Source organism: Scandinavium sp. M-37 (assembly GCF_043558715.1).
GTDB classification, from domain to species: domain Bacteria; phylum Pseudomonadota; class Gammaproteobacteria; order Enterobacterales; family Enterobacteriaceae; genus Scandinavium; species Scandinavium vulneris_A.
The window spans coordinates 99,989-124,503 of record NZ_JBIGIN010000012.1 but is presented as its reverse complement, the minus strand read 5'-3'; the positions used below and the strand labels follow the sequence as shown (position 1 = coordinate 124,503).

The following is a 24,515-nucleotide window of genomic DNA, read 5'->3' as shown; positions in this document are numbered from 1 at the left end:
GGTAAAACGTGCTTTTTTCATAGAAATCTCCCCGATTCAGATTACGAGAAATTCTACTTATAAACACACCGTTTTTTCGGGGGGATTACCATATTGTTTTTGTTTTTGACAGGAATGCTCCACCCAGAGGGGATGGCCATTACGATGATGTTTCTGGAAATATTATAATTAGTCATGATTACTATCCGCTCATAAGGAATGATCGCCTGATAGATCATGTTAAAATCCTCAGGTTGGTCAATAAACGATTGTTAACTTACCGAGTGAATAATGCAGGGTTTATTCTATTTAAGCCAGTTGTTTATTCTGATAAAATCATAAATGTACTAGGTCCGAAAAATTTTGGAGAAGACACAATAACCACCTATCCAGATGGCTCTCAAACTACGAATGCCAAAGGTTCCGAACCGCTTAACTTTGAAAAGCTGAATGGAATAAATTAATTATGACTGTGAATTTATCGGTAGGCTAGTTAATCATGGCGAATGAAAGATACATTACCTTCCTGTTGTATGAAAATATTTTGGTTTTAATGTAATTACAAACCCATTTAAATATTGCCAAATTTAAAGGAGTCACTATGTCCAAAGGATTTGTTTTACTCGGCGACAAAACCACACATGGCGGTCAGGTTATTTCCGCGTCATCCACCATGATTGTCAATGGAAAAAAAGTTGCGCTGATCGGGGACAAAATCAGTTGTCCGGTGATCGGCCATGGGGTTAATACCATTGTTGAAGGCTCACCGGAATGGGCTTCAGACGGGAAGGCCATTGCCGTGGACGGTTGTCGTTGTGCATGCGGATGCCAGGTTATCTCCAGCGCACCGGATTGTGCAATAGGATAACTCATGGCATGGAATCGTCAGAAATCGATTATCGCCCCTTCACCGAAGGAACCGTCATTGATGGGATGGCTATTTGCTGGGGTCGGAGCACTGTTCGTCGGGGCTTTATTGTTTGTGCTTCATGCGAATCAGCTTTTGGGCCTTCTGCAAAACGATAATCCCTGGGTTATTGCTGCAGCCCCGATTGTTCTGTGGTTTAGCGCATTTTGTCTTCAGGGATGGCTCTATAACAGCGCACTCGAACGTCATCAGTTTGAAACCCATGAGGCAGATTTTGCTCAACAACAGTGGGAAGTCTGGGCTGGGCGTCATCATGCGGTACTGCACTGCGTCGCTATCATGCCAGAACTGCTGACATCGCGGACCTTTCTAAATGCCGGACCAGAGGTGGAGCTACATTGTCACCAGGCACTGCGGTTGCCGTTAGATGCCATTCAAGGGCTGGAGACACTGCTGAGCAATGCGGGCCAGGCGGTAAAACGCCTGCCCGCAGACTTGCCCTTGAATGTAATTTTGTTGACTGATTCTTCAACTGATTTATCTCTTTTACAGAAACAGTTAGCGCAAAGTTGGCTGACATATATGCCTGAACCCCGCGCACAACCGGCATTCACGGTGCTGAATCAGCTCTCTTATCTCACTCTCGAAGAACGCTTAGCGCGTCCGGAAATTTCCGCTGAGCTGATATTGGTTCAACAGCGACACGGTGCGGAACAATGGTCTGATTCGTTGGCGTCGCTGTTGTTGGTTACCGATGACGTGGCCAGCAAATACAAACTCACTCACGGCGCTCGATTATTACGACCGATGGCTCTCAGTCAGTCTGGTCGCGCCGACGAGCTCAAAGTCTTTTTCAGTACCCAGACAGTGGCCAGCAGCACCCAACGCATCATTGGGGATAGCCTGAAGTGGGGGGATAGTTTTTTTGAACTTCTGGAGGCCAGTAAAGAACAAGGTAGCAACTGGAAAACAGAGCAAACGCACTGGCTTGAAAACTATGCCGGGCTCAGCGGGCCATTTTCGCCATGGCTGATTGCGGCGGTCGCCAGCGAGGTGGTGAGTATGCAGAAGGCCAGTTGCCTAATGTTAAGCAGCACCAGCGAACAAAAATTTATTAATACCGTGACGACAGGGAATCAGGATGAACATAACGGGTGAGTCAATGTGGCGCGGCAACTGGGGCCGTTATGGCCTGACGGCGGTGTTCGCTGCGGCTATTGCCTGGGTAATCTGGAATCACGGGGATGTGATTGGCATTGACAGTAGGGGGAAGAAATATCTTGGAATTGCCTTCGCGATGCTGTTGCTGGGGTTGGTTCGCCACGGTGGAGCTTTTCGACTGGGGCTCCAGCAGTGGTGGCATCGGGTACAGGCTAAGAGAAAGAATGTATTGCCTGAAACGGAATCTCGCGTTGAACAAACGCCACCTCGTCACCAGACGGTAAGTGAATTGAAAAGTGCGTTACGTCTGCAATATGGGCGTCTCTGGTGGAGTAAAGTCACCGTATTGATGCTAACTGGCAACCCAACTGACATTGAGCAACTCGCGCCCGGTCTCACCAAAGACTACTGGCTCGAAGATGGGGGCACCGTGCTGTTATGGGGCGGTAGTGCAGATGCCGCGCCGGAAGCTGACTGGATGAGCGCCTTGCGCAAGCTGCGTCGCCGTCCGGTTGATGCCCTGGTATGGGTAACGTCTGCATTTGACCACTTTCCTACACTTAACCCGGCACCCGTTGAAAGCCCGCTGTCGATGGATGCCATGGACGGCATCGCACATCGTTTCAGCGCCCGTTTTAATACGCTTGGCTGGCAACTTCCTCTGTATGTCTGGTCAGTTCATCCTGGCTCGCAGCAGGCAGGCCGCGTGGTGCAGTCCGTCGGATGTTTGCTGCCCGCAGGTGCAAAACCGCTGCATCTTGATACTCAACTGAAGGCGCTGACCGAACAACTGACCGCCGCGGGAACCCGTCAGGTCTGCGCTTGTTCGCAGAACACCTTCCTGCTCGATGTCGATAATTTACTTTCCACGGCCTCTGAAGTGCTGAGTCATCCGCTGTCGGTGTTCCTGAATCCTTACCGTCCGCTACCCCTGGCGGGGGTGATGTTCAGCCCGTCGGCGACCGGGTCGGCACGCGGCATTCCCCATCATTGGGGAAAAGATTCGCGTTGGGATGTTCTGCTGGAATCGCTGCCAAAACTGACGTCCGGCCTGCGACCGCAAAAGCGGGGTTTCTCCTGGCGACGCGCCACCGCCATATTGCTGGCCGCGGTGATGATGCTGTGGGGCGCAGGGCTGATAGTGTCGTTTATCGCCAACCGTGCGTTGGTGAGCGAAGGCGCCTCGTTGTCTGAACGGGCGGCGAATACGCACAAATCTCCCCAGTCTCGTTTACAGGCATTGTTAGATCTTCAGCAGCTCACTGAAAAGCTGCAGTACCGTCAGCAGCACGGGACCCCGTGGTATACCCGCTTTGGCATGAATCAGAATGATTCATTATTAAGTGCGTTATGGCCACAGTATGCCAACAGTGCGCTGCCGCTGATCCGCGATGCTGCCGCCCGGGAGCTACAGGCAAAACTGCATGCGCTGACCGCATTACCGCCGGATAGCCCCCAGCGCAGCGCGCTGATCAAGCCGACCTACAATCAGCTCCGGCTGTATCTGATGCTCGCCCGTCCGGACAAAATGGATGCCGCCTGGTTCACGCCGGAACTACTGAAAACCTGGTCCCGGCGCGAGGGGGTGAAAAACGGGTTCTGGCAGGGCAGCGGTGCGGATCTCATCAAATACTATGCGACGGCATTGCCCCATCACCCGCAATGGGCGCTGCTGGCAGACAACGATTTGGTGAACGATGTGCGTACGATCCTGGTTCGCCAGATAGGCGTGCGCAACGGCGAGGCGTCGCTGTATCAGAAAATGTTGACTCAGGTCTCTCATCAGTATGCCGATCTCCGCCTGCAGGATATGGTCGGTGATACCGATGCCTCGAGGTTGTTCAGCACCGGGGAAGTGGTGCCGGGCATGTTTACGCGTCAGGCCTGGGAAGGGGCGGTGAAATCTGCCATTGAAAAAGTCGCGAATGAGCGCCGGGAAGAGGTGGACTGGGTGCTGTCGGATAACAAAGACACCGTCACCGCGGCACTGTCGCCGGAAGCCCTTAAAGATCGCCTGACCGCCCGCTACTTCTCTGATTTCTCCGGCAGCTGGCTTGAGTTTCTCAACAGCCTGCGCTGGCAGGATGCGGTCACGCTGTCGGATGCGGTGGATCAACTCTCGTTAATGGCGGACGTACGCCAGTCGCCACTGGTGGCCCTGATGAATACGCTCAGCATACAGGGGCGCACCGGGCAGACGGGGGAAGGGTTGTCGGATTCGCTGGTGAAATCGGCGCAGAATCTGTTTAACAGCAGTAATCAGCCCGCCATCGATCAGGGCAAAGGCATGCATGGCCCGCTTGATCCGAGTTTTGGCCCGCTGCTGGCACTTCTCGACGGCACGGCTGGCGGGCAGGGCGATACCAGCCTCAGTCTGCAAACCTTTTTAACCCGCGTAACCCAGGTGCGGCTGAAGCTCCAGCAGGTGATCAATGCCTCAGACCCGCAGGCGATGACGCAGACGCTGGCCCAGACCGTGTTCCAGGGCAAAGCTATCGATTTGACCGAAACCCGTGATTACGGCAGCCTGGTTGCCGCCAGCCTTGGGCAGGAGTGGAGCGGGTTTGGCAGTACGCTGTTTGTCCGCCCGATGGAGCAGGCGTGGCAGCAGGTGCTGACCCCGGCGGCGGAAAGCCTCAACACCCAATGGCAGTCAGCCATTGTGAATGACTGGAACAGCGCCTTCGGCGGGCGTTATCCGCTGAAATCCAGCAGCAGTGAAATCTCGCTGCCTTTACTGGCGCAGTACCTGAACGGCGATAGCGGGCGTATTAGCCGCTTCCTGCAAACCCGGCTGAACGGGGTGCTGCATAAAGAGGGCAGTCATTGGGTGCCGGACGCCATCAACGCACAGGGGCTTGAGTTCAACCCGGCGTTTATCCGGGCAGTCGATACCCTGAGTCATATCTCCGATGTGGTCTTCACCACGGGTCCGGCCGGGTTGAGCTTTGAGATCCGACCGGGTACGGCTGAAGGCGTGATGCAAACCAACCTGATTATCGACAATCAGAAACTGGTGTATGTGAATCAGCTGCCGGTCTGGAAACGCTTTACCTGGCCTGCCGACACGGAGGCGCCAGGCGCATCGTTAAGCTGGATTAGCACTCAGGCCGGTACCCGTCAGCTGGCGGATATTCCCGGGGCCTGGGGATGGATACGCCTGCTGGACACGGCAGCGATTGCGCCTTATCAGGGGCTGAACAGCAGTTGGCAACTGACGTGGAAAGCGAAGGACGGGCATCCGCTTAACTATGTCCTGCGCACGGAAGCAGGTGAAGGGCCGCTGGCGCTGCTGAAGCTGCGTAACTTTGTTCTGCCAACCACTATCTTCGTGACCTCCGGCAGCACCGCGGTTGCGCCCGATGCCACTGCCGCGGCAGACCTCGACTAACTTTTTCACGCCACAGGAATTTGCATGGCAACTCTGAGTACGCTTTTTAGCGCCTGTTCGCAAGAACCCCAGGCGCTGATGGAACACACCCGGGCCTCGCTGAGTCTTTGGGAGAACTGGCTGGCACCGATCGCCAGCGATCGGCCAGCCGGAGAGGACATCAGTTACGACGACGATTTTCAGCTGATCCGTGAAGAGGTAAATAAACTCTCAGGCTTCAATACCGAGCTGATCGCTACCCTGGCGGAAAAGCTGTTGATCCATGGCAGCAAAGATATCCGCGTGGCGACGTTCTACGTCTGGGCGCGTCTACAACAGGAAGGCGAATCCGGCCTGGCGCAGGGGCTGACGCTGCTTGCTGCCCTGCTGGAGCGCTATAGCGATGAGGTCCACCCGCGCCGTGAGCGTCCGCGCAAAGCGGCCCTGGAGTGGCTGGCGGGCAGTAAAGTGCTGGACACACTGACGCTCTATCCTGAAGTGAATAAAGACGATTTTACACAGACGGTCGGTGCGCTGGCGATTATCGCGCAGGTGACCGACGGCTGGGATATCTCCGCTCAGCCTGAGCTTGGCGCGCTGTATGGCGCACTGGAAAACCGCATGACCCAGTCGGGTGGTATGGATGCCGTCGTGCCGCAAACCAGCAGTTCAGACGAACCAGTCAGGCATAGCGCCTCGACATTCACCGCCAACACCTCCGGTATCCATTCCGGGCGCGAACTGATGGAACAGGCAAAGCTGCTGGCAAACTATCTGCGTGAGCAGCCCGACGGCTGGCTGGCAGGGCATCGTCTGATGAAAAGCATTCGCTGGGACACGCTGCACGAACTTCCCGCTCTCGATGCAGAAAGCCGTACGCGTCTGATGCCGCCTAAAGCGGAGTACCGGGCGCAGCTTAAACGGCTCTATTTGCAACAAAGCTGGGTAGAGCTGATTGAGCAGGCCGACCGGATGTTTGCCGAAAGCGTGAATCACCTGTGGCTGGATTTGCAGTGGTATCTGCATCAGGCGTTACAGAAGGCGGGCGCCCCCTGGGAGAACTGGACGGATATCGTGCGCAACGATCTGCGCTGTTTCCTCAACCGAATGCCCGGTCTGGAAGGGCTGGCTTACAGCGACGGTACGTCATTTGCTGATGAGGTGACGCTGAACTGGATCAATCAGCACGTGCTCGACAACGTTGACGGCTGGGGCCATGAAACAGAAAGCGCATCGGCATCTGCACAGGATGACATTTTGCTGCTGGAACCAGAAGCGGTCGCCATCGCGGATAAAGACGGCATCGATGCAGCACTTGGCTGGCTGAATACCCGCCCCGGTGGCGACACGTCTCGCAACCGCTGGCTGCTGCGTCTGTTGATGGCCCGCCTCGCTGAACAATATGGCAAAAATGAACTGGCGACGTATCTGCTCAATGAACTCGACACTCGCGCCACCTCCGTGATGTTGGCGGACTGGGAGCCGGAGCTGCTGTTTGAAGTCAAAGCCCGTTCCCTGCGCCTGCTGCGCATGAAAGCCAACCGCAGCGACAGCGATAAGCAACGCCTCACCCCGGCCATGGACGCGCTACTGTCCGGGCTGATTTTGCTCGATCCGGTGCGCGCGGCGGTGCTGTGTAGTTAATCCTGGTGCCATTTCATTTAATTATCTTCATTAGGGCTACTCGATGGACGATTTAACCCTGCGCTATTTTGACGCAGAAATGCGTTATTTACGTGATGCCGCAAAAGAGTTTTCCCGCGCGCATCCGGATCGGGCTGCGTTGCTCGATCTGGATAAGGCGGGAACCCCCGATCCGTACGTGGAGCGCCTGTTCGAAGGCTTCGCTTTTTCGATGGGGCGTCTGCGCGAAAAAATTGATGACGATCTGCCGGAGTTAACGGAAGGGCTGGTGAGCCAGCTCTGGCCGCACTATCTGAAAACGATCCCGTCGATGTCCGTGGTGTCACTGGAGCCCGATATCGCCGGGATGAAAATGGGTGAGACGGTGAACGCCGGGCTGGAAGTTTACTCCCGTCCTGTAGGCGCGAAGCAGACCGTTTGTCAGTACCGGACCACGCGCGATATGCCGCTGAACCCGCTGAAGCTGACGCGGGTGTCGATGGAAACCGAGCCGGACGGACGTTCTCTGCTGCGGCTGCGAATTGCTTGCAATCCGCTGACGGACTGGAAGCAGTGCGATTTACGCCGCCTGGCGTTTTACCTGACGGGTGAGGCTCCGGTCAGTAACGCCCTGCATCTGGCGTTAACCCGTCGCCAGGCCGGGCTATATTTGCGCCTGCCCGGTCAGACCGACAGAATTGCGATTGACGGCGGGTTCTCCCCCGGTGGTTTTCGCGATGAAGATCGCCTCTGGCCGAAAGGCGACAGCGCGTTTAGCGGCTATCAGCTGCTGCTGGAATACTTTACCTTTCGCGACAAGTTCCGCTTCGTGCACCTGAACGGCCTTGAGGACATCACCTTTCCTGCGGGTCTGACCTCCTTCGATATTGAAGTGGTGTTCAGTACCCAGTGGAACAGCGAGCTGCCGGTGATGGACCATGCGCTGTGTCTGCACTGTGTGCCGGTGATTAACCTGTTCACGCTTCAGGCCGATCCGCTGCGCATCAATGGGCTCGAAAGTGAGTATTTGCTGCGCCCAAGGCGATTACAGGATGGGCATACGGAAATCTACTCGGTTGACTCTGTTCTCGGGTCGAAGCGCACCAACGACGCGCAGTATGTGCCGTTCACCAGTTTCCGCCATCGCGGTGGCATGATGCGCCGCGAAGCACCGTCGCGCTATTACCATACCCGCGTCCGTCGTGGGCCGAGTGGGTTGTATGACACCTGGCTGATTCTGGGGGGCGATCTCTGGGAAACCGATCGGGTAATCAACGGTGAAACGCTGTCACTGAAAGTGACGGGCACCAACGGCCAACTGCCGCGTAAGGCGCTGATGAGCACGTTGCTTGACCGCTGCGAGCAGGTGACGCAAACCCGCCTTAAAGTCAGAAACCTGTGTAAGCCGACGCTGCCAGCCTATCCACCGGCTGAAGACAGTTTCCATTGGCGCGTACTGAGCCATTTGGGTTCCAGCTTCCTCAATATTATGAGCAGCGCAGAGGTGTTGCGCAGCACGCTGGAACTTTACAACTGGCAGCACGACGAGATGAACCTGCGTCGGCTGGATGCCATTCTCGACGTACAGCACCACCTGGTTCAGCGCTTCGAAAAAGGTCATTTGCTCAGGGGCGTGGATATTGAAGTTACCCTCGACAGCAACGGCTTTAGCGGTGAAGGCGATATTTACCTGTTTGGGGAAATGCTCAATCGTTTTCTTGCGCTCTACAGCGATATCCACCTGTTCAATCAGCTCACTCTTATCGTTCAGCCGGAAAATACATGCATCCGATGGAAAGAGAATCACAATCAGCGACTGCCCGGCTAACGGCGCAGTTACAGGACGATATCAGCCGGACCAACTTTTACCGTTTTTGCCAGTTGCTGGAGCAAAGCCAGCCAGATGCCCCAGCGCTCGGCAGTACCTGGAAAATCAGTAACGATCCGATTCGTTTTCGTCCACATCCCGGTATGGGTTTTCCAGCCGGAGAGTTTAAACGTCTGGATATTCCGGATGAACCCGATAAACCCGCCAGTGCCATGGTCACCTTCATGGGGCTGTATGGCGTGGAATCTCCGCTACCGACAGCCTGTATTGATGACATAACCCAGCGTCGTGAAGGTCATGAAGCGGTCAGCGATTTTCTGGATATTTTTAACCATCGGTTGATCACCCAGTATTACCGCATCTGGCGTAAATACTCGTGGCCCGCCTCGTTTCAGCCCGGCGGGAAAGACAAAACGTCGCAATATTTGCTGAGCCTGGCGGGGCTTGGATTAAAAGGGTGCGCAGAGAATATCGCCACGCCGATTTCACGCTTTCTTGCGCTGCCGGGCCTGATGCGGCTGCCCACGCGAACCAGCGAAGGGATCATGGCTATCGTGCAGTTGCTGGCACCCGATACCCAGGCAGATATCGTGCCGCACGATCCTGCCCGCGTGGCGCTGAAATCCACGCTGCGCATGAGCGCCAGCCGCCCGGTATCGTTGGGCAATCGTCCGGTGATGGGCAGTCATGCCATCGATGTGAATCATCAGGCTCACCTGCGGCTGCGCACGGATAACCCCGATGAGGCGATGTCCTGGCTGCCGGGTAGCGCACTGCATCGTGATTTTCTGGCGCTGTTGCAGGTCTATCTGGGCGCACGGCTCGATTTACGTATCACGCTGACGCTGGATCGCGAGCTGCTCCCGGATGCCTCGCTCTCCTGTAAATCCGGGGGAAATGGCGTGCAGCTGGGAAGAACGGCAGTGATGCGTCGTCAGGATCAAACTGGCCCGAAGGCCGGGCAGAATACCATTACTATTAATCTGGGGCGTTACCAGCGCTTGTTGGAACAGCCTCATAGAAGAGAAGCAGATGATGAAGGCAATTATCGGGAATAAAGGGATTACAGCGGGGATGCTGATGTGCTTATTACTGAGTGGCTGTGGGTTAACCCAGAAAGTCAGCGACGGCACCGTAGCGATGACGAAATCTATTTTTTATAAGCAGATAAAAACGCTGCATCTCGATATTCGTGCTCGTGATGCCATCAACAATAATGCCCAGGGCAACGCGCTGGCGACCGTGGTGCGTATCTATCAGCTCAAAGAGCGCAAGGCCTTTGACAGCACGGATTATCCCTCTTTATTTGCCTCCGACAACGAGGCGCTAAAAACCGATCTGGTGGCAGAAAAAGACCTGCGCGTGCGTCCAGGTGAATCGGTAAGCGTGGATATGCCAATGGAAGAGGGCGCTCAGTTTGTGGCGGTTGCGGCCATGTTCCTCACGCCGGATCAGGAGAAAAACAGCTGGCGCGTAGTGATGAGCCGTCAGGATTTGGATCCTGAGGATGCGCGTCACATCGAACTCAACCAGCAGACGTTAACCCTGCTACCCGTTAAGGATGACTGATGCCTGACAGCCATTTCAGCCCCTCGCTCTACGAACTCCTGTACGGCAATTTCACCGGCGGGCTCGATCTCCATCAGGTCAGCGAACAGAACCAGGTGATTTTGTCGGTACTGGATAACATGCAGCGGATCCTTAACTGTCGTGCCGGCACCCTGGCGCATATCCCGGATTACGGTCTGCCGGATATGACCACTATTCTGCAAGGCCTGCCTGGCACCGCACATCAGCTGATGAGCACCCTCTCGGTGGTGCTGCTCAAATATGAACCACGGCTGAGCAGCATCAACGTGGTGATGCAGGACCAGGCCATCCCCGGCGAACTGCGTTATGCCATCGACGCCGAACTAAAAGGCATTGGCCTGGTGCGCTACGGCACCGAGTTTATGCCCGAAGGTCGGGTGTTGATTCGTCATCTCAAACAGCAGAACTATTTTGATAATAAGGCCCGGATTTAGGTCGGGCGACCAATGGCAGGGAAAGCATGTCAGCCAAAGCACAATTTCTTAAAAAACTGCAGGACCAACAGCCTCGCCGTCGCGATTTTGACAGCAAGAGTGAAGCCGATATCGCCGACCTGCGTCTGCGGATGGGAGAGCTTCAGGAAAATATGGCCGCGTGGCTCACGGACACCGGGATCAGCATTGCGTCCGATGACGTCGCGCTCAGCGATTTGTTGGTAGGGGGAAAAACCTTCACCGTTCCGGCGCTGAGCCTGCGCTACGACAACCGTGAAATAAAATTCACTCCGGTATTTTTGTACGGCCAGGGCGTTACCGGCTGCGTGGAAGTCTCCCTGTGTATGCAGGGGCGCGCCACGCCGCAGTTTCGACTATTTATGCGTTGCAGTGAAAGCGTCGACTGGACCTGTAGCCCGGTTGGTGTGCCCGGCGCGCGCAGAAGTGCGTTCAGCGAGGACGCCTTCTTCGAAATGATTGCCGGGCTGCTGCCCTGATAACACGCCTTTTAGGGATGAAATCACTATGTACGACGCAAAACCTCGCCCGGTAAAAACCGGCGGCGATCCGCGCATCCTTGCAGACTTCACCACCCTGCGTGAAGAGATGAGTAAATTAACGCACCCGGCGCGTCCGGACGTGAACTGGGCGCGGGTCGAAAGCCTGTCCCTTTCGCTATTTGAACAAAACGGCGTTGAGCTGCAAACCGCCGCCTGGTACACCCTGGCCCGCAGCCATCTGGCGCGGATTAACGGGCTGAACGAAGGCATGGCTATCCTCAACGCGCTGTTGGCACATCAGTGGGCGCAGGTCTGGCCGCTGCAAACCGCCTCCCGGGCGGAGATCCTGAGCGGCCTTAGCCAGCGTTTGCAGAAAGTGTTCCGCACTTTTACGCTGACCCACGAAGACCTGTCCCCGCTGTATGAAGCAGAAAAGCAGCTGCGGGCGCTGGACGATATTTTGACGCGTCAGGGGCTGAAGCAGGTCTGCCAGCTCTCGCCGCTACTGGGGCAGATAAGCAGCGCGGTGACCCGGCTGGAAAACAGCGCGTCCCAGGCAACGCCAGCCCCCGCTATTGCGCTGCCGGTGCAGGCGTTGCAGGAGCCTGGCGTTGAGCGCGAGCGCGCCCCTGAGAGTCGGCTGGTCTACGTGATTCGTCAGGAGCCAGAGATGACGGTGGAAGTGGTGCATGAACCCTCGCCGCCACCGTCTGTGCAGCCGCGCTGGCCTGCGTTTGCCGCCGGGGCATGTTCGGCCTTGCTGCTGGGGGCCGTGGTGCTGTGGGGCTGGAATACCCTGCACCAGGTTGACGGCACCGCGCAGGCGCTGAGTGCGTCGGTGGCAACGTTGCCGCAGGCGCTCAGCCACGCTGAAATCCAGCGGCTACGCGAGGCCGGTACGGGTAAAATGAATGCCGATGTCTGGCTGAAACAGACCGCCTCCCGGCTGGATACCCTGGCATCTTTGCCGCCACAATGGCCGCAACAGCAGGGCAATGCGCTGCTGGATCAGGCGCAAGCCCTGTGGCCGAATAACGCTCAGCTTGTTGCGATGCGTAATCAGTGGCAGCAAAAAATAGCGTTAAACCGGATGACGGATGACACGCTCAACGGCTGGCATGACGGCATGGCCACGTTGCAGACTCTGACCGACAGGCTGAACGCGCTCGATGGGCAAAAGGGAAAATACCTTACCGTCAGCGAACTGAAATCGCAGGTGTTTGCTGCGACCCAGGCGTTTAATCGCGCGGTGCCGACTGAAGAACTGTTGCGACAAATGGCCGCACAGGATAATCCGCAGAGTATTTCGGCGGCGCAGAAACTGCAAACCGAGCAGCGGCTGAAACAGCTCATTACCCGCTATGCACAGCTGGATAGCGCGCAGAAAGAGCAATAATCCGCTGGGAAAACACCGGGTGTGTCTGATTTGCCTTAGCAAAACAAAATGCTGTCGTCTAAATCACTTATACTGCCGTCATTCTGATTAATCGACGTCATATCATCAGCATGTATATTTCGACACGCTTTAAGGTTGTCATCCATCTCTGCGCTTTTCTGGTCGTGCTGTATAGCCTGACCATGATCCCGCCGATGCTGCTCGCGTTGGTCGACAAGGAACGTAGCCTGTTTGCGTTCCTTTCCACGTTTGCCCTTTTTTTTCCAACCGGGCTGATCGGCTGGGGGTTAACCCGTCAGTCGAAAATCCAGCTTGAAACGCGCGACGGATTTATCATCATCGTCCTGTTCTGGCTGTTGTTCTCGCTGATCAGCGCCATGCCGCTGTGGCTGGATGATTCGCTGAACATTTCCCTTGCGGATGCGATGTTCGAAGGCATATCGGGAATTACCACCACCGGTGCATCCATTTTCAGCGACGTAAGCAACCTGCCACGCTCGGTGCTCTATTACCGCTCACAGCTGAACTTTATCGGCGGCTTGGGCGTTATTGTACTGGCGGTGGCGGTGCTGCCGTTACTGGGCATCGGGGGCATGAAGCTGTATCAGTCGGAAATGCCCGGCCCGTTTAAAGAAGAACGCCTTACGCCCCGGCTGGCCGATACTGCCAAAAGCCTGTGGTTCACCTATTTGCTGCTGGGACTGGCCTGTACGCTGGCTTTTTTCCTCGCCGGGATGCCGTTCTTTGATGCGCTGTGTCATGGCCTGTCGACGGTATCTCTGGGCGGTTTTTCGACTCAAAGTGAAAGCATCGGCTACTACGATAGTTACGCCATTGAGCTGGTGGCGGGCGGCTTCTCGCTGCTGTCTGCGGTCAACTTTACCCTCTATTTCGTGGCGCTCTCGCGTCGCAGCCTGAAACCGTTTCGCCGTAACAGCGAACTGCGCTTTTTCCTCAGCGTGGTGGCGGTGGTCGTGGCGGTAATCACCTTCGAAGTCTGGCGTGCCGGGATGTACACCTTGCCCGCCTCGTTCGTCCACTCTTTCTTCCTCGTCAGTTCGATGATCACCGATAACGGCCTGGCGACGGCAGATTACGCCTCGTGGCCGACGCACGTGGTGGTCCTGCTGCTGTCCGCCAGTTTCTTCGGTGGCTGCGTCGGCTCAACCTGCGGCGGCATCAAAGCCCTGCGTTTTCTGATCCTCTTTCGCCAAAGCCGGCATGAAGTGCATCAGTTGGCCCATCCGCGCGCCATCATGAGCGTGCGCGTCGGTAACACGGTGATTAACGACAGGGTGATGCGCTCGGTCTGGAGCTTCTTCTTTCTGTACATCCTCTGCACCTGCGGTTTTATCTGGGCGCTAAACCTGTTGGGCTACGATTTGCTCACTTCATTTGCCTCCGTCGCCGCCTGCATTAATAATATGGGCTTAGGATTTGGCGCTACCGCGGCGGGGTTTGGCCCGCTCAACGACGCCGCCAAATATTTGCTCTGCGGGGCTATGTTGCTAGGTCGTCTGGAGATTTATCCGGTCCTTATTCTGCTGTCGAGAACCTTCTGGCGCAGCTAAACGTAAATCCGCATGGGATCCATGGAGTCGAATGTGATGAATATCAGCGATGTTGCGAAGAAAACCGGGTTAACCAGCAAAGCGATTCGTTTTTACGAAGAGAAAGGGCTGGTGACCCCTCCGTTGCGTAGCGACAACGGCTATCGCAGCTACACGCAAAAGCATCTGGATGAGTTGACGCTGCTCCGCCAGGCCCGTCAGGTGGGCTTTAATCTGGAAGAGTGCGGCGAGCTGGTGAATCTGTTTAACGATCCGGGCCGTCACAGTGCGGACGTAAAAGCGCGCACCTTGCAAAAAGTGGCGGATATCGAACGTCACATTAAGGAACTTCAGGGGATGCGTAAACAACTGCTGGCGCTGGCGGAGGCGTGTCCGGGGGATGACAGCGCCGAATGCCCGATTATGGATAATCTCTCCGGCTGCTGTCATCGTAAAGCGTGATTAGTGCGGGCGTACTTTTAGCGTAATGCCGTCAACGGAAACGACCTCCACGCGACTGCCCGCCGGGAGATCCTCTTCTGCAATCACTGGCCAGGAGCTATCGCCGACGCGCACATGACCGTGTCCGTTGCTGAGCGGGGCTTCCAGAATAAACACCTTCCCAATCAGCTGCTGACCGCGCTGATTGAGCTGGCTGTCGGCGCGGGGCTGCTGCCTCACGCGGTGAGACAGCCAGCGCCACCACAGCCAGGCTGCCAATAGCGTCAGCCCGGCAAACACTGCCCCTTGCCACTCCCAGCCAAAAGGCAACAGCCACACCAGCAGACCGGTGACAATCGCTGCCACGCCACTCCACAGCAGATAGCCATTGCCCCCAAGCATTTCCGCCGCCAGCAGCACGCCGCCGAGACTCAGCCAGAAAATATGCGGGTGGGCGAGGAGAGCATCAATCATGGTTTTTTCCGCTCGTCGGCGCTGCCTTTAATCAGCTCGGCGATCCCGGCAATGGAGCCCATCAGGCTGCTGGCATCCAGCGGCATCATCACCACTTTGCTGTTACTGGATGAGCCAATCTGCTGCAGTGCATCGGTGTATTTCTGCGCCACGAAGTAGTTCACCGCCTGAATATCCCCGGCGGCAATCGCTTCGGACACCATCTGCGTCGCGCGGGCTTCTGCTTCCGCAGAACGCTCACGCGCTTCCGCTTGCAGGAACGTGGACTGACGCTCACCCTCCGCTCGCAGGATCTTCGACTGCTTTTCCCCTTCGGCTTTCACGATCTGCGCCTGGCGGATCCCTTCGGCTTCCAGAATATAGGCACGTTTAGTACGTTCGGCTTTCATCTGCGCATTCATCGCGTCGATAAGTTCAGCCGGTGGACGCACATCGCGAATTTCAATACGGGTGATTTTGATGCCCCACGGATTGGTGGCTTCATCGACGATATGCAGCAGGCGGGTGTTGATGTTGTCACGCTGGGAGAGCATTTCATCAAGCTCCATCGAGCCCAGCACGGTACGGATATTGGTCATCGTCAGGTTGATGATCGCCAGTTCCAGGTTGCTGACTTCATACGCCGCTTTCGGGGCATCAATCACCTGAATAAAACACACCGCATCAATCGAAACGTTGGCGTTATCTTTGGAGATAACTTCCTGCGACGGGATATCCAGCACCTGTTCCATCATATTAATTTTACGGCCGATGCGGTCCATAAAGGGCACCACCAGGCTCAGACCCGGCTGCAGCGTATTGGTATAACGACCGAAACGCTCGACCGTCCATTGGTAGCCCTGCGGCACGATCTTGACGCCAGCGCCGACAATCACCAGCGCCACGAAAATTAGGACCGGAATAAAAATAAGCATTAAAAACCTCCTGTTTTTACTGAGAAACCCTTGGACTTACATGTCAGGGGCGGTACAGGAAGTATAACTTTTATTTAGCGTGCAGCGCTAACGTTCTAAAGGGCAAAAAACGAACAAAATGCCCCAGCGGCAGAGTGCCGCCAGGGGAGGGGATATCAGTACAGCAGGGAGTACAGCAGGCGACGGTATTTTGAGGCCAGCGCATCGCCCGTGCCTAACGCGGCAAGGATCTCTTGCAGCATTTTACGCGCCTGTCCGTCGGCGGCACCCAGGTCTTTACGCAGATGGCTGAACAGCAGCTCCAGCGCTTCTTCATTGCGCCCAACCTGATGCAGCTGCAGTGCCAGCTGTGAGGCGAGGGCCGCATCGTCCGGACGTTCCGCTACCTGCTGTTGCAACTGCTGGATTTCCGGGGTGTCTGCCGCCTGTTTCAGCAGCTCAATTTGCGCCACCAGACCCTGATAGCGGGTGTCCTGATCCTGCAGCGGGACGGTTTTCAGCGTGGCCTCAGCGTCTTCGGAGCGGTTCAGGGCAATCTGCGTTTCGGCCAGCAGCAGGCCAATCTGGCTGTCCTGATTCGACATCTGCCAGGCGTCTTTCAGTAACGGCAGCGCCTCGGCGTGGTTGCCTTCCTGCATCAATTGCATGGCCTGCTGGGCCTTAAGTTCTTCTTCACGCGGCAGCACTTTATCGAGCAGCGCACGGATAACGTCTTCTGGCTGCGGGCCCTGGAAGCCGTCCACCGGCTGACCGTTCTGGAACAGGTACACGGTCGGAATGGCGCGCAGGCCGAACTGGGAGGCAATCATCTGCTCGGCGTCGCAGTCGAGTTTGGCCAGAATGAACTGCCCCTGATATTGGTTGGCGAGGCTTTCCAGTACTGGCGTGAGCTGCTCGCAATGTTGGCTGCGCGGTGACCAGAAGTAAAACAGCACAGGAACGGTGGCCGACTGCTCCAGCGTCTGATGCAGGTTAGCTTCGGTAATGTTAACGATATACTGTGCAGACATAAGTCATTCTCTTTATTCGATTTGAGTCAATATCTCATTGAGATGGGGGCGGAGGACGGGGCTTCAACTCAGCCCTGCAAAATTTTGTCCATCATTCGCCCCGGTAACAGACGCTTAAGCAGCATCACCGCATGCGTGACCAGCGTCACCGGATAGCGCATTTTCGGTTTATCACTGCTGAAAGCATGGCGCACTTTTGCCACAACTGCCTCCGGGCCGAGGGTAAAACGTGCGGCAATGCCCGGGTTCTCGACCGGTTTATCGGCCTGGGTCTGGTTGACGTTGTCGGTAAAACGAGTGCGGATCGGGCCGGGTTCAATCAGGCTGACCTTAATGCCGCTGTGGCGTAATTCCATGCGCAGCGCGTCGGACCAGGCCTCCAGCGCGTATTTACTGGCGGCATACGCCCCGCGTCCCGGCGTGGAAATCAGGCCCATCACCGAGGACGTCATCACGATGCGGCCTTCACCGTGCGGCACCATGGCGGGCAGCAGGCGCATGGTCAGCTGGTGGGTGCCAAAAAAGTTGGACGAAAACTGCTGCTCAAGCTGGGTGCGACTCAGGGTGTTGAGTGGACCGTAAACGCCGTAACCGGCATTGTTGAAAATGCCGTACAGGCGGTTTTCGCTCAGGGCAATAATCTCGTCTGCGGCGCGTTCGACGCAGGCTGGATCATCCAGATCGAGCTGCACACCGGTCAGCCCCAATTCCGTCATGCGAGCCACGTCTTCCGGCTTACGACACGCGGCCAGCACGCGAAAACCGTCGCGTTTGAGTTCCAGCGCGCTTTCCAGCCCAATACCGCTGGAACATCCTGTAATTAAGACCGTTTTTTGCATAACTTTACCTGATGACAACTCCGTATTTTTACGAGTCGTGTTTAACTAAGGGTGCCAGACGTGTCGCCATCCAGTCCGCGATAAACGGCTGGGCGTCACGATTGGGGTGAATGCCATCATCCTGCATCCATTGCGGTTTCAGATAGACCTCTTCCATGAAAAAGGGCAGCAGAGGAATATCGAACTCGCGGGCAAGCTGCGGATATATCGCGCTAAAGGCCTCATTATACCGACGGCCATAGTTTGCAGGCAGACGAATTTGCATTAACAGCGGCTGGGCGTTAGCGGCTTTCACATCCTTCAGGATAGTGCGCAGGGTCTGCTCGGTTTGCTGAGGCTGAAATCCGCGCAGGCCATCATTGCCGCCCAGCTCGACCAGCACCCAGCGTGGCTGGTGTTGCTTAAGCAACGCGGGCAGACGCGCCAGCCCCTGCTGCGAGGTATCCCCGCTAATACTGGCGTTGACAACCTCGGTCTTCGGCTGCCACTTTTCATTCAGGAGCGCGGGCCACGCGGCGGTTGCCGCCATGCGATATCCGGCGCTCAGACTGTCACCCAGAATTAACAGCGTGTCGGCAAACGCCGCGCGACAGGTTAACAGCAACAGAAACAGGAACGGCACATGCCAGCGGAAAACATACTTGAAGTTCATCATCTTAAGAAATCCGTCGGTCAGGGTGAGCAGGAACTTTCCATCCTTACCGGAGTTGAGCTGCTTGTCAAACGGGGGCAGAGCATCGCGCTGGTGGGCGAGTCGGGTTCAGGCAAGTCGACGCTGTTGGCGATCCTCGCCGGGCTGGACGACGGCAGCAGCGGAGAAGTGAAACTGATAGGGCAACCGCTGCATGCGATGGATGAAGAGGCTCGAGCGGCGTTACGCGCTCGGCACGTCGGTTTTGTCTTCCAGTCTTTTATGCTGATCCCCACTCTCAATGCGCTGGAAAACGTCGAGCTGCCGGCGCTGCTGCGGGGGGAAACCGACAGTCAGGGGCGTAGCCACGCCAAAGCGCTGTTGGAACAGCTCGGGCTCGGCAAACGTCTGCACCATTTACCGGCCCAGCTGTCCGGGGGCGAACAGCAGCGCGTGGCGCTGGCCCGGGCGTTTAATGGCCGTCCCGACCTACTGTTTGCCGATGAGCCGACCGGCAACCTCGACCGCCAGACCGGCGATCGCATCGCCGACCTGCTGTTTTCTCTCAACCGTGAGCACGGCACGACTCTGGTGTTAGTGACACACGACCCGGCGCTGGCCGCCCGCTGTGACCGACGGTTGCGGCTGATCAACGGACAGTTGCAGGAGGAGTCATGATTGCCCGTTGGTTTTGGCGCGAATGGCGCTCGCCGTCGCTGCTGATAGTCTGGCTGGCGCTGAGTCTGGCGGTAGCCTGTGTGCTGGCGCTCGGCAATATCAGCGATCGGATGGACAAAGGCCTCAGCCAGCAAAGCCGTGAATTTATGGCGGGTGACAGAACGCTACGCACCGCTCGCGCTGCCCCGGAGGAATGGCTGAGCAAAGCCCGCGAAATGGGGTTGCAGGTGGGGGAGCAGCTCAGTTTCGCCACCATGACCTTCGCCGGGGACACGCCGCAGTTGGCGAGCGTTAAGGCGGTGGATGATATCTACCCGATGTACGGCAAGCTGGAGACTTCTCCACCGGGCCTTAAACCGCAGGCGGGCAGCGTCTTGCTGGCCTCGCGCCTGATGGCCCTGCTCAATCTGAAAACCGGCGATAACATTGACGTCGGCGACGCCACGCTGCGCATCGCCGGGGAAGTCATTCAGGAGCCGGATTCCGGCTTCAACCCGTTCCAGATGGCGCCGCGTCTGATGATGAACGTAGCAGACGTCGAGAAAACCGGAGCGGTCCAGCCGGGCAGTCGCGTCAGCTGGCGCTACAAGTTTGGCGGTACGGCGCAGCAGCTAGCCGATTACGAGAAGTGGCTGTTGCCGCAGTTGAAACCCGATCAGCGCTGGATTGGCCTCGAGCAGGACGAAGGTGCGCTGGGCAAATCTCTCGAGCGCTCGCAGCAGTTCCTGTTGCTCTCGGCCCTGTTGACGCTGCTGCTGGCGGTGGCTGCGGTGGCGGTGGCGATGGGCCATTACTGCCGCAGTCGATATGACCTGGTGGCGGTGCTCAAAACGCTCGGGGCCGGGCGGGCGCAGTTGCGCAAGCTTATCCTCGGGCAATGGGCGATGTTGCTGCTGTTATCGCTGGTCAGCGGCGGGGCGATGGGGCTGCTGTTTGAATCCATCCTGATGATTCTGCTCAAACCGGTACTGCCTGCGGCGTTACCGCCTGCCAGCCTCTGGCCGTGGCTGTGGGCCATTGGCGCTATGGTGGTGATTTCGCTGCTGGTGGGGATGCGTCCGTGGCGTCTGTTGCTGGCGACCCAGCCGTTACGCGTGTTGCGTCGTGATGCGGTGGCCAACGTCTGGCCGCTGAAATTTTACATCCCGGTTATCGCGGTGATTGTCGTTGGGCTGCTGGCCTGGCTGATGGGCGGCTCGATGCTGTTGTGGTCGGTGCTGGCGGGGGCAGTCGTGTTGGCGGTGCTGTGCGGGCTTGTGGGCTGGTTGCTGCTGAACGTGCTCAAACGGGTGACCCTGAAATCACTGGCATTGCGTCTGGCGGTCAGCCGTCTGCTGCGCCAGCCGTGGTCTACGCTCAGCCAACTGGCCGCGTTTTCGCTGTCGTTTATGCTACTGGCGCTGTTACTGGTGCTGCGCGGCGATCTGCTGGATCGTTGGCAGCAGCAGCTTCCGCCGGAAAGCCCGAACTATTTCCTGATCAACATCGCGCCGGATCAGGTTGGGCCGGTGAAGGAATTCCTCGCCGATCGTCAGGTGATCCCGTCCACCTTCTACCCGATCGTGCGTGCGCGACTGAGTGACATCAACGGTCAATCGACCGACGGTAATAAAGATGAAGCCCTGAACCGCGAGCTGAACCTGACCTGGCAGAGCCAGGCCCTGGAGCATAATTCAGTGACCGCCGGGACATGGCCGCCGAAAACGGGGGAAGTGTCGATTGAAGAGGGCCTGGCGAAACGGCTGAATATCGGAGTGGGTGATAGCGTGACCTTCACCGGTGACACCCAGGCATTCAGCGCCAAAATCACCAGCCTGCGCAAAGTGGACTGGGAAAGTCTGCGACCCAATTTCTACTTCATCTTTCCGGATGGGGCGCTGGACGGGCAGCCGCAAAGCTGGCTCACCAGCTTCCGCTGGGATAACGGTAACGCGCTGCTGACCCAGCTCAACCGCGAATTCCCGACCGTCAGCCTGCTGGACATTGGCGCGATCCTCAAGCAGGTCGGCCAGGTGCTGGAGCAGGTCAGCCGGGCGCTGGAAGTGATGGTAGTGCTGGTGACGCTGTGCGGCGTGCTGCTGTTGTTGGCGCAGGTCCAGGTGGGGATGCGTCAGCGTCATCAGGAACTGGTGGTCTGGCGGACATTGGGCGCGGGGAAATCGCTGCTGCGCACTACGCTGTGGGCTGAATTTGCACTGCTTGGGCTGGTGTCAGGTCTGGTAGCGGCGATCGGGGCCGAAACCGCGCTGGCGGTGTTGCAAACTAAAGTGTTCGATTTCCCGTGGGAGCCCGACTGGCGACTGTGGGTCACACTCCCGTTGAGCGGCGGGATTTTACTCTCACTGTGCGGCGGCTGGCTGGGGCTGCGTCTGCTGAAAGGCAAAGCGCTGTTCCGCCAATTCAGCATGTAAATCCGTCGGGCCTACAAAACCTGTAGGCCCGCGCAAGCGAAGCGCCGCCGGAGAAAATACGTCATGCCGCCAGCCAGGCGGCAACGTCCTCAAAACTTCCACGAAACACAATCATCCCCGCCTTTTTGCCGAGTTGATAGCGGTACATCGGGTCGTAATATTCCGCCAACAGCGGCGAAAGCCAGCTAAAATGCGCTTCGGTAGAGCCGGTGCGCTGCTGCTCAACCAGGGATCCATCCAGCCTGGCGGTCAGCTCGGCGAAACGCTGCAACCCCAATCGGCGACGAATGGCAAACAATCCCTGATGCAGATAGTCGCTGTATTCCTGCCAGCCTTTTTCCTCGCCAAACGCCTGAAGAAAATCGTGATGCATACGGGTAAAGTACTCTTCCCGTAGGCGTTCCAGCCGCACCTCAAATGGATCTTCCACCACCGCAATCGGCGATTGTGCCATGCGGTTGCGCAGGCATTCCGGCAGATGATTGGCGCCGATCATATGGCCTTCATCTTCCAGCACCCAGCGCGACGCCTCTTTTTTCAACAGCTCGGTTGCCAGCTCATTTTCAAAACTCGCCTGTGAGAGCTGCGGTTGCAGCGTGCGGCCAAACGAGGAGCCGCGATGATGGGCCAGACCTTCCAGATCGATACCCGAAGGATGGGCCTGAACCAGCAGCGTTTTGCCGTTGCCGGTACAGCCGCCTACCAGCACCATCGGGCGCTCGACGAATTCTGTCGTCACCGTCAGCGCCGTTTGCCGCAGGGATTTATAGCCGCCGACGATCAGCGGCACATCGATGCCCGCCTCGCGCAGCCACTGTTGGGTGATGTGCGAGCGCTGCCCGCCACGGGCGCAGCACAAAATAGCCTCAGGCTGACGGCGAATGGTTTCGCGCCAGGCGTCAATGCGCTGCTGGCGTTTATCGCCCGCGACCAGCGTTTGCCCGAGTTTCAGCGCGGCATCGGCGCCGTGGCGCTTGTAGCAGGTTCCCACGGCGGCGCGCTCTTCGTCATTCATCAGCGGCAGATTGATGGCTGCAGGCATGCAACCCTGATGGAACTCTACCGGGGCGCGCACGTCGATGATGGGCGTTCCGACACGCAGAATGGCGCGGAAATCCGTCCCATTAGTCATGGAGCATTCCTTGATTGAAAAAGCATGGGGGGATTCTACGCGTGTAAGCGGGGGCCGGGGAAGGTGAAGATCAATCCCCGGCCAGATAGGTTAATTCAATTTGGACTGGGCCCAGGCGATACCGCTGGTGTATTCCGCCGGAAGCAGAGGGATCAGCGCTTCCAGCGTAGCGCTTAAGCACCCGGTGTCGCTGTCGGTGAGGTTGAGATGGCCCACTTTGCGGCCTTCGCGCACCTCTTTATGATACCAGTGCAGATGCACCAGCGGCAGCTTCAGCCAGTCGTAGTTCAGGTCGGTGCCAATCAGATTCACCATCACCGACGGGCTATTAATCACCGGCGACGGCAGCGGCAGGTCGGTGATCGCGCGCAGATGCAGCTCAAACTGGCTGATGGAGGCGCCATTTTGCGTCCAGTGCCCGCTGTTGTGGACGCGCGGGGCCAGCTCGTTAATCAGCAGACCTGCTGGGGTGATGAAACACTCCATCGCCATCACGCCGACGTAGTTCAGCTCGTTCATGATAGCCGTCAGCATACTTTCGGCTTGCGCTTGTTGCTGGGCATTGGCCTGCGGGAAGGCGACGCTGACGCGCAGAATACCGTCCTGGTGCAGGTTATGGGTCAGCGGATAGAACACCGTGCGCCCGTCATGCGCCCGCGCACCGACCAGCGACACTTCTCCGCTGAAGTTGATGCCTTGTTCAACGATACACTCGCCGTAGCAGTCCTCCGGCAGTTGGCCAGTGTCGCCCTCACGCAGACGCCACTGGCCGCGACCATCGTAGCCGCCGGTGCGGCGCTTGACGATGGCCAGCTCGCCGAGACGGGTGAACACGCCCGGCCATTCCGCTTTGTCGGCCAGCAACTGCCACGGCGCGGTGGCCAGATTCAGTTTATCGAACAGCTGTTTTTGCGTCAGACGGTCGGCGATCACCGGGAACACGTCACGGTTAACGAAGGCAGGATGACGCGCCAGCTCGCGGGTCAGGGCGGTTTCCGGCCAGCGTTCAATTTCGGCAGTAATCACGCTTTGCTGGAACGGAACCGCTTCCGGATCGGCTTCCAGGCCAACCGGCCAGACATCAATGCCCAGCGGTTCACCGGCCTGACGCAGCATACGGCCTAACTGACCATTGCCGAGGACGCAAACTTGCTTCATGCATCACCCCGCGGGTCCGGATTCTCCAGAACCTCGTCGGTCTGCGCTTTACGCCACTCGGCCAGACGCTGATGTAGCTCGCCGTCGTGGCTCGCCAGAATCTGTGCAGCCAGCAGTGCGGCGTTTGCGGCACCTGCTTTACCAATTGCCAGGGTGCCGACCGGAATGCCACGTGGCATCTGAACGATAGAATAGAGGCTGTCAACGCCGCTGAGGGCCGCGCTTTGAACAGGGACGCCCAGTACCGGCACCAGAGTTTTCGCTGCAATCATGCCCGGCAGATGTGCCGCGCCGCCCGCTCCGGCGATAATCACCTGAAAACCATTGTCTTCTGCGGTTTCGGCAAAGCTGAACAGTTTGTCCGGCGTGCGGTGTGCGGAGACCACTTCCACGTGGTGCGGAACGTTCAGGGTATCGAGGATTTCAGCGGCAAACTGCATGGTAGCCCAGTCGCTTTTGGACCCCATCACGATGGCGACACGCGCCGGATTGTTGCGGGAAGACATGCGTCTTAAAACTCCTGTGGGT

General features: G+C 57.4%; 22 protein-coding genes. 14 read left to right on the top strand and 8 right to left on the bottom strand.

The window, feature by feature from the left end:
- The first annotated feature begins 580 nt into the window (after positions 1 to 580).
- The 12 genes from ACG0Z5_RS11225 to cueR all read left to right on the top strand — a co-directional run bounded on the left by ACG0Z5_RS11225 (position 581) and on the right by cueR (position 14,761).
- Positions 581 to 847: a PAAR domain-containing protein gene (locus ACG0Z5_RS11225; protein ID WP_394447341.1), complete on the top strand. Its 267-nt coding sequence runs from the start codon at positions 581 to 583 to the stop codon at positions 845 to 847.
- Positions 848 to 850: 3 nt separating this feature from the next.
- A complete protein-coding gene (locus tag ACG0Z5_RS11220; RefSeq protein ID WP_394447339.1) occupies positions 851 to 2,005 on the top strand; it encodes a hypothetical protein in 1,155 nt (384 codons plus the stop codon).
- Complete coding sequence (locus ACG0Z5_RS11215) at positions 1,989 to 5,399, top strand: ImcF-related family protein (protein WP_394447337.1); 3,411 nt, start codon at positions 1,989 to 1,991, stop codon at positions 5,397 to 5,399. The genes ACG0Z5_RS11220 and ACG0Z5_RS11215 overlap by 17 nt, the downstream gene beginning before the upstream one ends.
- Before the next feature lie 24 nt (positions 5,400 to 5,423).
- On the top strand, positions 5,424 to 7,022 hold the full coding sequence (gene tssA, locus ACG0Z5_RS11210) for a type VI secretion system protein TssA (RefSeq protein WP_394447335.1): 1,599 nt from the start codon (positions 5,424 to 5,426) through the stop codon (positions 7,020 to 7,022).
- A 43-nt stretch (positions 7,023 to 7,065) separates the two neighbouring features.
- Positions 7,066 to 8,829, top strand: coding sequence for a type VI secretion system baseplate subunit TssF (tssF, locus tag ACG0Z5_RS11205; RefSeq protein WP_394447333.1), 1,764 nt, complete (start codon positions 7,066 to 7,068; stop codon positions 8,827 to 8,829).
- Positions 8,784 to 9,887, top strand: a complete 1,104-nt coding sequence (gene tssG, locus ACG0Z5_RS11200; protein ID WP_394447330.1) for a type VI secretion system baseplate subunit TssG — start codon at positions 8,784 to 8,786, stop codon at positions 9,885 to 9,887. The genes tssF and tssG overlap by 46 nt, the downstream gene beginning before the upstream one ends.
- A complete protein-coding gene (tssJ, locus tag ACG0Z5_RS11195) occupies positions 9,865 to 10,398 on the top strand; it encodes a type VI secretion system lipoprotein TssJ (protein WP_394447349.1) in 534 nt (177 codons plus the stop codon). The genes tssG and tssJ overlap by 23 nt, the downstream gene beginning before the upstream one ends.
- A complete protein-coding gene (tssE, locus tag ACG0Z5_RS11190) occupies positions 10,398 to 10,853 on the top strand; it encodes a type VI secretion system baseplate subunit TssE (protein ID WP_394447328.1) in 456 nt (151 codons plus the stop codon). The genes tssJ and tssE overlap by 1 nt, the downstream gene beginning before the upstream one ends.
- Before the next feature lie 26 nt (positions 10,854 to 10,879).
- Positions 10,880 to 11,350 carry a hypothetical protein gene (locus ACG0Z5_RS11185; RefSeq protein ID WP_394447326.1) on the top strand — a complete coding sequence of 157 codons (471 nt, stop codon included), beginning with the start codon at positions 10,880 to 10,882 and terminating at the stop codon, positions 11,348 to 11,350.
- 28 nt (positions 11,351 to 11,378) lie between these two features.
- Entirely contained in the window at positions 11,379 to 12,749 is a 1,371-nt protein-coding gene (locus ACG0Z5_RS11180) for a VasL domain-containing protein (protein ID WP_394447324.1), read from the top strand.
- Between the two features lie 110 nt (positions 12,750 to 12,859).
- A complete protein-coding gene (locus ACG0Z5_RS11175; RefSeq protein WP_394447322.1) occupies positions 12,860 to 14,320 on the top strand; it encodes a TrkH family potassium uptake protein in 1,461 nt (486 codons plus the stop codon).
- Between the two features lie 36 nt (positions 14,321 to 14,356).
- Complete coding sequence (gene cueR, locus ACG0Z5_RS11170) at positions 14,357 to 14,761, top strand: Cu(I)-responsive transcriptional regulator (protein WP_319626805.1); 405 nt, start codon at positions 14,357 to 14,359, stop codon at positions 14,759 to 14,761.
- Here the strand turns inward: cueR and ACG0Z5_RS11165 are convergent, their stop codons facing one another.
- The 5 genes from ACG0Z5_RS11165 to tesA form a co-directional block, all read right to left on the bottom strand.
- The gene (locus ACG0Z5_RS11165) at positions 14,762 to 15,214 is read right to left on the bottom strand and encodes an NfeD family protein (RefSeq protein ID WP_394447319.1); all 453 of its coding nucleotides are present in this window, start codon (positions 15,212 to 15,214) and stop codon (positions 14,762 to 14,764) included.
- Positions 15,211 to 16,128 carry an SPFH domain-containing protein gene (locus ACG0Z5_RS11160; RefSeq protein WP_394447317.1) on the bottom strand — a complete coding sequence of 306 codons (918 nt, stop codon included), beginning with the start codon at positions 16,126 to 16,128 and terminating at the stop codon, positions 15,211 to 15,213. Before ACG0Z5_RS11160 ends, ACG0Z5_RS11165 begins: the two co-directional genes overlap by 4 nt.
- A gap of 155 nt (positions 16,129 to 16,283) precedes the next feature.
- Positions 16,284 to 17,138: a co-chaperone YbbN gene (locus ACG0Z5_RS11155; protein ID WP_394447315.1), complete on the bottom strand. Its 855-nt coding sequence runs from the start codon at positions 17,136 to 17,138 to the stop codon at positions 16,284 to 16,286.
- Between the two features lie 68 nt (positions 17,139 to 17,206).
- Entirely contained in the window at positions 17,207 to 17,977 is a 771-nt protein-coding gene (locus ACG0Z5_RS11150; RefSeq protein WP_394447313.1) for an SDR family oxidoreductase, read from the bottom strand.
- A 28-nt stretch (positions 17,978 to 18,005) separates the two neighbouring features.
- Positions 18,006 to 18,632, bottom strand: a complete 627-nt coding sequence (tesA, locus tag ACG0Z5_RS11145; protein WP_394447311.1) for a multifunctional acyl-CoA thioesterase I/protease I/lysophospholipase L1 — start codon at positions 18,630 to 18,632, stop codon at positions 18,006 to 18,008.
- Between tesA and ybbA the strand changes: the two genes are divergently transcribed.
- Both ybbA and ybbP read left to right on the top strand, forming a co-directional pair.
- Positions 18,600 to 19,286, top strand: coding sequence for a putative ABC transporter ATP-binding protein YbbA (ybbA, locus tag ACG0Z5_RS11140; protein ID WP_394447309.1), 687 nt, complete (start codon positions 18,600 to 18,602; stop codon positions 19,284 to 19,286). The two genes, tesA and ybbA, sit on opposite strands and share 33 nt — an antisense overlap.
- Entirely contained in the window at positions 19,283 to 21,697 is a 2,415-nt protein-coding gene (gene ybbP, locus ACG0Z5_RS11135; RefSeq protein WP_394447307.1) for a putative ABC transporter permease subunit YbbP, read from the top strand. The genes ybbA and ybbP overlap by 4 nt, the downstream gene beginning before the upstream one ends.
- 61 nt (positions 21,698 to 21,758) lie before the next feature.
- Here ybbP and mnmH read toward each other — a convergent pair whose 3' ends face one another.
- From mnmH to purE, 3 genes are all read right to left on the bottom strand, one after another.
- The gene (mnmH, locus tag ACG0Z5_RS11130) at positions 21,759 to 22,829 is read right to left on the bottom strand and encodes a tRNA 2-selenouridine(34) synthase MnmH (protein WP_394447305.1); all 1,071 of its coding nucleotides are present in this window, start codon (positions 22,827 to 22,829) and stop codon (positions 21,759 to 21,761) included.
- Between the two features lie 90 nt (positions 22,830 to 22,919).
- Complete coding sequence (purK, locus tag ACG0Z5_RS11125; RefSeq protein WP_394447303.1) at positions 22,920 to 23,987, bottom strand: 5-(carboxyamino)imidazole ribonucleotide synthase; 1,068 nt, start codon at positions 23,985 to 23,987, stop codon at positions 22,920 to 22,922.
- Positions 23,984 to 24,493, bottom strand: coding sequence for a 5-(carboxyamino)imidazole ribonucleotide mutase (gene purE / locus ACG0Z5_RS11120; RefSeq protein ID WP_394447301.1), 510 nt, complete (start codon positions 24,491 to 24,493; stop codon positions 23,984 to 23,986). Before purE ends, purK begins: the two co-directional genes overlap by 4 nt.
- Positions 24,494 to 24,515: the final 22 nt, after the last annotated feature.

Excerpts from the sequence above, each read along its gene's own strand:
- cueR (WP_319626805.1), top strand. The coding sequence starts at position 14,357 with ATGAATATCAGCGATGTTGCGAAGAAAACCGGGTTAACCAGCAAAGCG.
- tssE (WP_394447328.1), top strand. The coding sequence starts at position 10,398 with ATGCCTGACAGCCATTTCAGCCCCTCGCTCTACGAACTCCTGTACGGC.
- ACG0Z5_RS11215 (WP_394447337.1), top strand. The coding sequence starts at position 1,989 with ATGAACATAACGGGTGAGTCAATGTGGCGCGGCAACTGGGGCCGTTAT.
- ACG0Z5_RS11185 (WP_394447326.1), top strand. The coding sequence starts at position 10,880 with ATGTCAGCCAAAGCACAATTTCTTAAAAAACTGCAGGACCAACAGCCT.
- ACG0Z5_RS11180 (WP_394447324.1), top strand. The coding sequence starts at position 11,379 with ATGTACGACGCAAAACCTCGCCCGGTAAAAACCGGCGGCGATCCGCGC.
- ACG0Z5_RS11175 (WP_394447322.1), top strand. The coding sequence starts at position 12,860 with ATGTATATTTCGACACGCTTTAAGGTTGTCATCCATCTCTGCGCTTTT.
- tssG (WP_394447330.1), top strand. The coding sequence starts at position 8,784 with ATGCATCCGATGGAAAGAGAATCACAATCAGCGACTGCCCGGCTAACG.
- ACG0Z5_RS11155 (WP_394447315.1), bottom strand. The coding sequence starts at position 17,138 with ATGTCTGCACAGTATATCGTTAACATTACCGAAGCTAACCTGCATCAG.
- ACG0Z5_RS11165 (WP_394447319.1), bottom strand. The coding sequence starts at position 15,214 with ATGATTGATGCTCTCCTCGCCCACCCGCATATTTTCTGGCTGAGTCTC.
- ybbA (WP_394447309.1), top strand. The coding sequence starts at position 18,600 with ATGCCAGCGGAAAACATACTTGAAGTTCATCATCTTAAGAAATCCGTC.
- ybbP (WP_394447307.1), top strand. The coding sequence starts at position 19,283 with ATGATTGCCCGTTGGTTTTGGCGCGAATGGCGCTCGCCGTCGCTGCTG.
- tssA (WP_394447335.1), top strand. The coding sequence starts at position 5,424 with ATGGCAACTCTGAGTACGCTTTTTAGCGCCTGTTCGCAAGAACCCCAG.
- ACG0Z5_RS11225 (WP_394447341.1), top strand. The coding sequence starts at position 581 with ATGTCCAAAGGATTTGTTTTACTCGGCGACAAAACCACACATGGCGGT.
- tssF (WP_394447333.1), top strand. The coding sequence starts at position 7,066 with ATGGACGATTTAACCCTGCGCTATTTTGACGCAGAAATGCGTTATTTA.
- ACG0Z5_RS11150 (WP_394447313.1), bottom strand. The coding sequence starts at position 17,977 with ATGCAAAAAACGGTCTTAATTACAGGATGTTCCAGCGGTATTGGGCTG.
- tssJ (WP_394447349.1), top strand. The coding sequence starts at position 9,865 with ATGAAGGCAATTATCGGGAATAAAGGGATTACAGCGGGGATGCTGATG.
- purK (WP_394447303.1), bottom strand. The coding sequence starts at position 23,987 with ATGAAGCAAGTTTGCGTCCTCGGCAATGGTCAGTTAGGCCGTATGCTG.
- purE (WP_394447301.1), bottom strand. The coding sequence starts at position 24,493 with ATGTCTTCCCGCAACAATCCGGCGCGTGTCGCCATCGTGATGGGGTCC.
- mnmH (WP_394447305.1), bottom strand. The coding sequence starts at position 22,829 with ATGACTAATGGGACGGATTTCCGCGCCATTCTGCGTGTCGGAACGCCC.
- tesA (WP_394447311.1), bottom strand. The coding sequence starts at position 18,632 with ATGATGAACTTCAAGTATGTTTTCCGCTGGCATGTGCCGTTCCTGTTT.
- ACG0Z5_RS11160 (WP_394447317.1), bottom strand. The coding sequence starts at position 16,128 with ATGCTTATTTTTATTCCGGTCCTAATTTTCGTGGCGCTGGTGATTGTC.
- ACG0Z5_RS11220 (WP_394447339.1), top strand. The coding sequence starts at position 851 with ATGGCATGGAATCGTCAGAAATCGATTATCGCCCCTTCACCGAAGGAA.